This is a genomic window from Vannielia sp. (genome assembly GCF_029212645.1).
In the GTDB taxonomy this organism is placed as follows: domain Bacteria; phylum Pseudomonadota; class Alphaproteobacteria; order Rhodobacterales; family Rhodobacteraceae; genus Vannielia.
The window spans coordinates 1-5,944 of sequence record NZ_JARGND010000086.1 but is presented as its reverse complement, the minus strand read 5'-3'; the positions used below and the strand labels follow the sequence as shown (position 1 = coordinate 5,944).

Here is a 5,944-nt window from a genome sequence, read left to right as displayed (position 1 = left end):
AAGAGTTGGAAGGCTTTGAGCAGTGCTGGCTGACCGGCACCGCCGCCGAGGTGACGCCGGTGGGCCAGATCGGTGACTGGCACTTCGAGGTGGGCGCGCTGTGCCGGGAGATGTCGGAGAGCTACGAGAAACTGGTGCGCAGCTAAAACTGCCGCAGCTGAATTAACCTAGTTGAAAGGCCGCGCCGGTATTCTGGGGCGGCCTTTTACGTGGGAACGCCGATGCGACAGGTTCTTTATGCGCTGATGTTGGCAGCCATTGTTGCGATGCCGACGGCGGTGATGATGCTCTATTACCAGATCACCGGGGATGAATCATCGCGGCCGCTGTCAAACGCCGTGAGCAGCTTGATGGATGGCAGTGTCGCTTACGGTGAGGTGCCGGTGCATGTGCAGATCCGGCTGCACGATCCAGAGCCAGAAGCGCTGCGCAGCATGGCGCTGAGTTTTCGCAAAACCTTTGCCGCGCGTGGGGTGACGGCCAGTGTTTACTTTGTGGAAGCAGGGCCAACAGAACCTGCGAGCGTGCTTTATGGCGTGGGGCGCAACCGGATCGGGCCATATGGCCTTTCGCGGGCGGCAGAGGGGATAAGCGCGGCGGTGCTCGCCTATCATACCCTGAATGACTGAAAAGGCGGCTGGGTCTGGCCCTGATCGCGTGGCCGTGATCTAACGGCAGGGCAACCTGCGAAGGCCCCGCCCCTCACATGCGACCGACATTGGGAATAATGCTGACACTCAGCGCGGTTTTCTGCTTCACCGTGATGGGGGCTCTCGTCAAGGCGGCAGAGGGCATCCCTATTGGGCAAACGATTTTCTTTCGTGCTGGATGCGCCCTGCCGGTGATCGCGATCTGGCTTTGGCAGCGCGGCGATTTTCCCAGCGGGTTGAAGGTGCGCAGCATCAAAAGCCATGCGGTGCGGGCGGTTGTAGGCTCGGCTGCGATGGGGTTTGGATTTGCCGGGCTGCGGTACTTGCCCTTCCCCGAGGTGACGGCGATCCGGTTTATCACGCCTATCCTGATCGTGCTTTTCGCGGCGATCTTGCTGAAAGAACACATCCGCCTGTTGCGCATCAGCGCCGTTGCGGTGGGGCTGGTGGGGGTGCTGGTAATCATGTGGCCGCGCCTCACGATAGAGGGCGGTGAGCAGGAATTGATCGGGGCGATGATGATCCTGGCCTCGGCAACGCTGGCCTCGCTGGCGCAGATTTTTGTGAAGGCGATGGCAACGCAGAAGGAATCAACGGCGGCGATTGTGTTTTACTTTTCCGGCACGGCAACGCTGCTTTCGCTCACAACGCTGCCATGGTGGGTGTGGCCCACGGCAGAGGAATGGGTGCTGCTGGTGGGCGCGGGCGTGGTTGGCGGCGCGGGGCAGATACTGGTCACGTCATCCTACCGCTACGCCGATGCCTCGCTGCTGGCGCCCTTCACCTATTCCTCGATGATCTGGTCGCTCATCATTGGCTATTTCGTGTTTGCCGAGGAGCCGACATTGCAAATGCTGGCTGGCGCGGCGCTGGTGATCGCGGCGGGCGGCTTTATTGTGTGGCGCGAGCAGAAGCTTGGCAAAGATCGCGCCGCACGAGGGCGGATGGACAGCCAGACGCTAAAGTAGCGTGCGCTCAATCACCCAATACGCGCCGATCAGGGCGATCACGATAGAGCCAGCCAGCGACACCGAGCGGTAGAGCACTTGCATCACCTCAGCTGGTGCCTCCTCGGGGGGAAGCTTGGCGTGGCGGGCGGCAGCGGTGGCGGCATAGATCAGGATCAGCGCGGCAGAGATGATGGTGAGCTGGCCAATCTCGACGCCAACGTTAAAGCCGATCAGCCCGGTGATGAAGCGAGAGGGCTCAAGCCCAACCTCACCCAGCACGCTGGCAAAGCCGAGGCCGTGGAGCAGGCCAAAGACGGTGACAATGGCGATGCGGTGCCAGCCCAGCTTGGCGCCCATGATATTTTCGACCGCGACATAAACGATGGAGGCGGCGATGAGCGGCTCAACGATGGCGGGGGAGATGGTGACGATCCCGAGGGAGGCCATTGCCAGGGTCACGGTGTGGGCCAGGGTGAAGGCCGTCACCTGATAGAGCAGCGGGCGCAGGTGCAGCGAGAAGAAGAAGAGGCCGAGCACAAAGAGGATGTGATCAAGGCCGAGCGGCAATATGTGCTCAAACCCGACGACGATGTAGCGGGCAAACAGCGGCAACCAGCCCTCGGTGACGATCTCGCCATTGCGCGGCAGCGGCTCGGAGGTGGCGCCGGGGTTGAGGAAATCGGAGTAGGCATCAGCCCCGCCACCAACCTGGCGCAGCACCAGCGGGCCGTAGCTGCCGGACCAGCCGATGGTAACCGGCGCGTCACCGGGCGGAAGGGTGCCAAGCAGGGTGATGCGGGTGGTGCGGGGCAGGCCGGGATCAGGGTCTTCGGTGATGGTGATGTCGGTCAGTTCAAGCGGCACGCGCTGGCCATCGGTGGAGATGTTGAAGCCATCGGCGAGGGCGGGCCATGCCTCACGGAAGGCTTGCGACATTTCCTCGCCGGAGAGCAGGCGCAGGCGGGTGTATTCACCGCCGTTTTCCATGTCGTCGGTGTTGATATTTTCGCTGCGGTCAAGCCCGGCGATCATCGCCTCGGCGGTGAATGTCACCTCCATCTGCACCGCTTCGGGCGCAACGGTGACATCGGCGACGGCTGGATTAAGCTCATGTGCGCTGGCAAGCCGGGTTGACAGGAGCACTGCCAAGGTCACTTTCAAGGCCAATGTAAGGAGCTTTGTCATGCGCATCGTCGCTATCCTGTTTTGCCTGTGTCTCGGGGCCGCTTGGCCCGCTGGTGCCCATGAATTTTGGCTCTCGCCCGAGGCTTACAAAGTGCCGGTTGGGGGCCAACTTGAGGCAGAATTCAGGGTTGGGCAAGAGTTTGCGGGCGGTGGTTATGTTTTCATTCCGGGCCGGTCGGCGCGGTTTGAGCTGGTAACGCCGGACGGGGTGCAGGAGGTGACACCCAATGTGGGGGATCGCCCCGCGCTCAACATTCCCGCCCCGAGTGAGGGGCTGATGGTGGTTGTGCAGGAAACCACGGATTACCGCCTGCATTACAGCGAGTGGGACAAGTTCCTGCGCTTTGTGGAGCATAAGGACTTGGGCGATACGGTTGCGCTGCATGATCGCCGCGGGTTGCCGCATGAGGGGTTTCACGAGGCCTATCGGCGCTGTGCCAAATCCTTGATCGCGGTGGGCGATGGTGCGGGCACGGACCGGCTGATGGGGATGCCGACAGAGATCGTGGCGGTGACGAACCCCTATACCGATGACCTTTCGGGGGGCATGGTTGTGGATGTGGTGCATGACGGTGCGGCGCGGCCGGATGCGCAGGTTGAGATCTTTGAAAAGGCGCCGGATGGGTCGGTAGAGATCCGCACCACCCGCACCGATGAAAGCGGGCGCGCCAGCTTTCCGGTAGAGGCGGGACATGAGTATCTGGTGGATGCGGTGGTAATGCTCGACACCGGCAATGATGACCCAGAGGCCGGGGCGGTATGGCGCAGCCTGTGGGCCTCTCTCACCTTTGCGGTGCCGCAGTAGGGCGTGTGTCTCTTGCGGGCGGGGGCGCGGCACGGCAGGGTGGGGGCATGACAACAGCCATCTACACCCATGACGATTGCCTCAAACACGAAACGCCTCCGGGCCACCCAGAGCGTGTGGCGCGGCTGGAGGCGGTTCTGGAGATTTTGGAAGCCCCGCGCTTTGCCGCGTTGGAGTGGCATGATTGCCCCAAGGCGGCGCGGTCAGAGCTGCTGCGCGTTCACCCCGAGGCGCATGTTGCGGCGGTGGAGCAGGCGGTGGCTGCGGCGCGCGGCGGGACCGTCGCGATAGATGGCGACACGCATGTGATGGCCGGATCGCTCGACGCGGCGCTGCGCGCGGCGGGTGGATGTGTGGCGGCGGTGGAGGCTGTGATCACAGGCAAGGCGCAGAACGCCTTTATCGCCGCCCGCCCTCCCGGCCACCATGCCGAGAAGACCACGGCGATGGGTTTTTGCCTGTTCGGAAACGTCTCTATTGCAGCAAAAAACGCGCTGGATGAGCATGGGTTGAGCCGTGTGGCGATCATGGATTTTGATGTGCACCACGGTAACGGCACCCAGGATTTGCTGTGGGACGAAACACGCTGCCTGTTCATCTCAACCCATCAATCGCCGCTCTATCCGGGCACTGGTGGCGTGCATGAAACCGGGGCAGATAACAACGTGATGAATGTGCCGCTTCCGCCGGGCGCGGGCTCAGAGGCGTTTCGGCGGGCGATGGAGGCAGAGGTTTTGCCAGCGCTTGATGATTTTGCGCCGGAGTTGGTGCTGATATCGGCGGGGTTTGACGCCCACCGGGCCGATCCGCTGGCGCAGATGGAGCTAACGGAAAAGGATTTCGCGTGGGCGACGCACCGGCTTTGCGATATTGCCGATGCGCATGCCGGGGGTCGGGTGGTCTCGACCCTTGAGGGCGGATATGATCTGGAGGCGCTGGCGGCAAGTGTTGCGGCGCATGTCGAAGTGTTGATGGAGCGGGGCGCGAAATGAGCGACAAACCAGTGGATGACCTGAGCTTTGAAGAAGCGATGAAAGAGCTTGAGCGGGTTGTTGACCAACTTGACGGTGGCGAGGTTCCGCTTGAGGATTCGATCGCGCTTTACCAACGGGGCGATGCGCTGCGCAAACGCTGCGATACGCTGCTGAAGCAGGCTGAAGAGAAGGTTCATGCGCTGACGCTTGATGCCGAAGGCAAGCCTGCGGGCAGCCAACCGCTTGACGTAGACTGAGGCGCGCGGGGTGTCTGGGGGATTGACCCGGCTGCCATTGGCCGATGGGCTGACGCGGGCGCGCAGCCTTGCGGAAGCGGAGATCAGGGCGGCCCTTGCGCACAATGAAACCCCGGTTGCCGAGGCGATGCGATACGCCGCAACCGGCGGAAAGGGGCTGCGCGCCTTCCTTGTGCTCGAGAGCGCCAGATTGCACGGAATAGAGCCACAAATCGCCGCCCCGGTTGCTGGTGCGATTGAAGCCTTGCATGCCTATTCGCTGGTGCATGATGACCTGCCTTGCATGGATGATGATGCCCTGCGGCGCGGTCAGCCAACGGTGCATATCAAGTGGGATGAGGCCACGGCGGTGCTGGCCGGTGACGCGCTGCAATCACTCGCCTTTGGTTTGATTGCGGCGGCTGAATGCCCGCCCGAGGCGCGTATCGGGCTGGTACAGAGCCTTTCTGACGCCGCTGGTGTGGCCGGAATGGTTGGTGGGCAGGCAGCGGATATTGCTGCTGAAAGTGCTGCAACCCCGCTGACCCTCCCCGAGATCGAAGCACTTCAGGCGGGCAAGACCGGGGCGCTGATCACCTGGTCCGCCATGGCCGGGCCGCGCATTGCCGGGGCCGATCCTGCGCCCCTGCGACACTATGGCGAAGCACTGGGCCGTGCCTTTCAGATCGCGGACGACATATTGGATGTTGAGGGGAGTGAACAGGCGGTTGGCAAAGCAGTGGGCAAGGATGCCGCCGCCGGAAAGGCCACTTTCGTGTCGCTGCTGGGGCTGGAGCCTGCGCGCACCTGCGCCGCCGCCCTGGTGGAAGAGGCCTGTGAAGCGCTTGCCCCCTACGGCAGGGATGGCGAAACCTTGCGGGATGCGGCCCGCTTCGTTATTGCCCGGCGCAGCTAGACGGCCCCGAGGAGCCCCGAAGAGCCATGACCGATACGCCATCAACCCCCCTTCTCGACAAGGTGCGCCTGCCCGCCGATATGCGTGGCTTCAGCGATGCTGACCTGATGAAACTGGCCAGTGAGCTGCGCGCTGAAACGATCAGCGCCGTAAGCCAAACAGGCGGGCATCTTGGTGCGGGCCTTGGCGTGGTGGAGCTAACGGTGGCTTTGCACGCGGTGTTTGATA

Annotated in this window: 8 protein-coding genes and 1 pseudogene; 8 read left to right on the top strand and 1 reads right to left on the bottom strand. The window is 62.8% G+C overall.

Annotated elements, in window-relative coordinates; translation table 11 throughout:
- From P1U55_RS15610 to P1U55_RS15600, 3 genes and pseudogenes are all read left to right on the top strand, one after another.
- Positions 1–146, top strand: a pseudogene (locus P1U55_RS15610) (branched-chain amino acid aminotransferase); the annotation flags it as partial.
- A 75-nt stretch (positions 147–221) separates the two neighbouring features.
- The gene (locus P1U55_RS15605) at positions 222–629 is read left to right on the top strand and encodes a hypothetical protein (protein WP_301048565.1); all 408 of its coding nucleotides are present in this window, start codon (positions 222–224) and stop codon (positions 627–629) included.
- Positions 630–727: 98 nt separating this feature from the next.
- Entirely contained in the window at positions 728–1,618 is an 891-nt protein-coding gene (locus P1U55_RS15600) for a DMT family transporter (protein ID WP_301048564.1), read from the top strand.
- Here P1U55_RS15600 and P1U55_RS15595 read toward each other — a convergent pair.
- Positions 1,610–2,785 (bottom strand): HupE/UreJ family protein, encoded by a 1,176-nt coding sequence (locus tag P1U55_RS15595; protein ID WP_301048563.1) that lies wholly within the window; start codon positions 2,783–2,785, stop codon positions 1,610–1,612. The two genes, P1U55_RS15600 and P1U55_RS15595, sit on opposite strands and share 9 nt — an antisense overlap.
- On the opposite strand from P1U55_RS15595, the gene P1U55_RS15590 reads away from it, so the two are divergent.
- The 5 genes from P1U55_RS15590 to P1U55_RS15570 all read left to right on the top strand — a co-directional run.
- Positions 2,784–3,590: a DUF4198 domain-containing protein gene (locus P1U55_RS15590; RefSeq protein WP_301048562.1), complete on the top strand. Its 807-nt coding sequence runs from the start codon at positions 2,784–2,786 to the stop codon at positions 3,588–3,590. The genes P1U55_RS15595 and P1U55_RS15590 overlap by 2 nt on opposite strands.
- Before the next feature lie 47 nt (positions 3,591–3,637).
- Complete coding sequence (locus P1U55_RS15585) at positions 3,638–4,582, top strand: histone deacetylase family protein (protein ID WP_301048561.1); 945 nt, start codon at positions 3,638–3,640, stop codon at positions 4,580–4,582.
- Positions 4,579–4,821 carry an exodeoxyribonuclease VII small subunit gene (locus tag P1U55_RS15580; protein WP_301048560.1) on the top strand — a complete coding sequence of 81 codons (243 nt, stop codon included), beginning with the start codon at positions 4,579–4,581 and terminating at the stop codon, positions 4,819–4,821. The genes P1U55_RS15585 and P1U55_RS15580 overlap by 4 nt, the downstream gene beginning before the upstream one ends.
- 22 nt (positions 4,822–4,843) lie before the next feature.
- Entirely contained in the window at positions 4,844–5,716 is an 873-nt protein-coding gene (locus P1U55_RS15575) for a polyprenyl synthetase family protein (protein ID WP_301048559.1), read from the top strand.
- 26 nt (positions 5,717–5,742) lie between these two features.
- On the top strand, positions 5,743–5,944 hold a 202-nt coding region (locus P1U55_RS15570), incomplete at its 3' end, for a 1-deoxy-D-xylulose-5-phosphate synthase N-terminal domain-containing protein (RefSeq protein WP_301048558.1).

Coding starts and splice junctions, on each gene's coding strand:
- P1U55_RS15605 (WP_301048565.1), top strand. CDS start 222: ATGCGACAGGTTCTTTATGCGCTGATGTTGGCAGCCATTGTTGCGATG.
- P1U55_RS15600 (WP_301048564.1), top strand. CDS start 728: ATGCTGACACTCAGCGCGGTTTTCTGCTTCACCGTGATGGGGGCTCTC.
- P1U55_RS15590 (WP_301048562.1), top strand. CDS start 2,784: ATGCGCATCGTCGCTATCCTGTTTTGCCTGTGTCTCGGGGCCGCTTGG.
- P1U55_RS15595 (WP_301048563.1), bottom strand. CDS start 2,785: ATGACAAAGCTCCTTACATTGGCCTTGAAAGTGACCTTGGCAGTGCTC.
- P1U55_RS15585 (WP_301048561.1), top strand. CDS start 3,638: ATGACAACAGCCATCTACACCCATGACGATTGCCTCAAACACGAAACG.
- P1U55_RS15580 (WP_301048560.1), top strand. CDS start 4,579: ATGAGCGACAAACCAGTGGATGACCTGAGCTTTGAAGAAGCGATGAAA.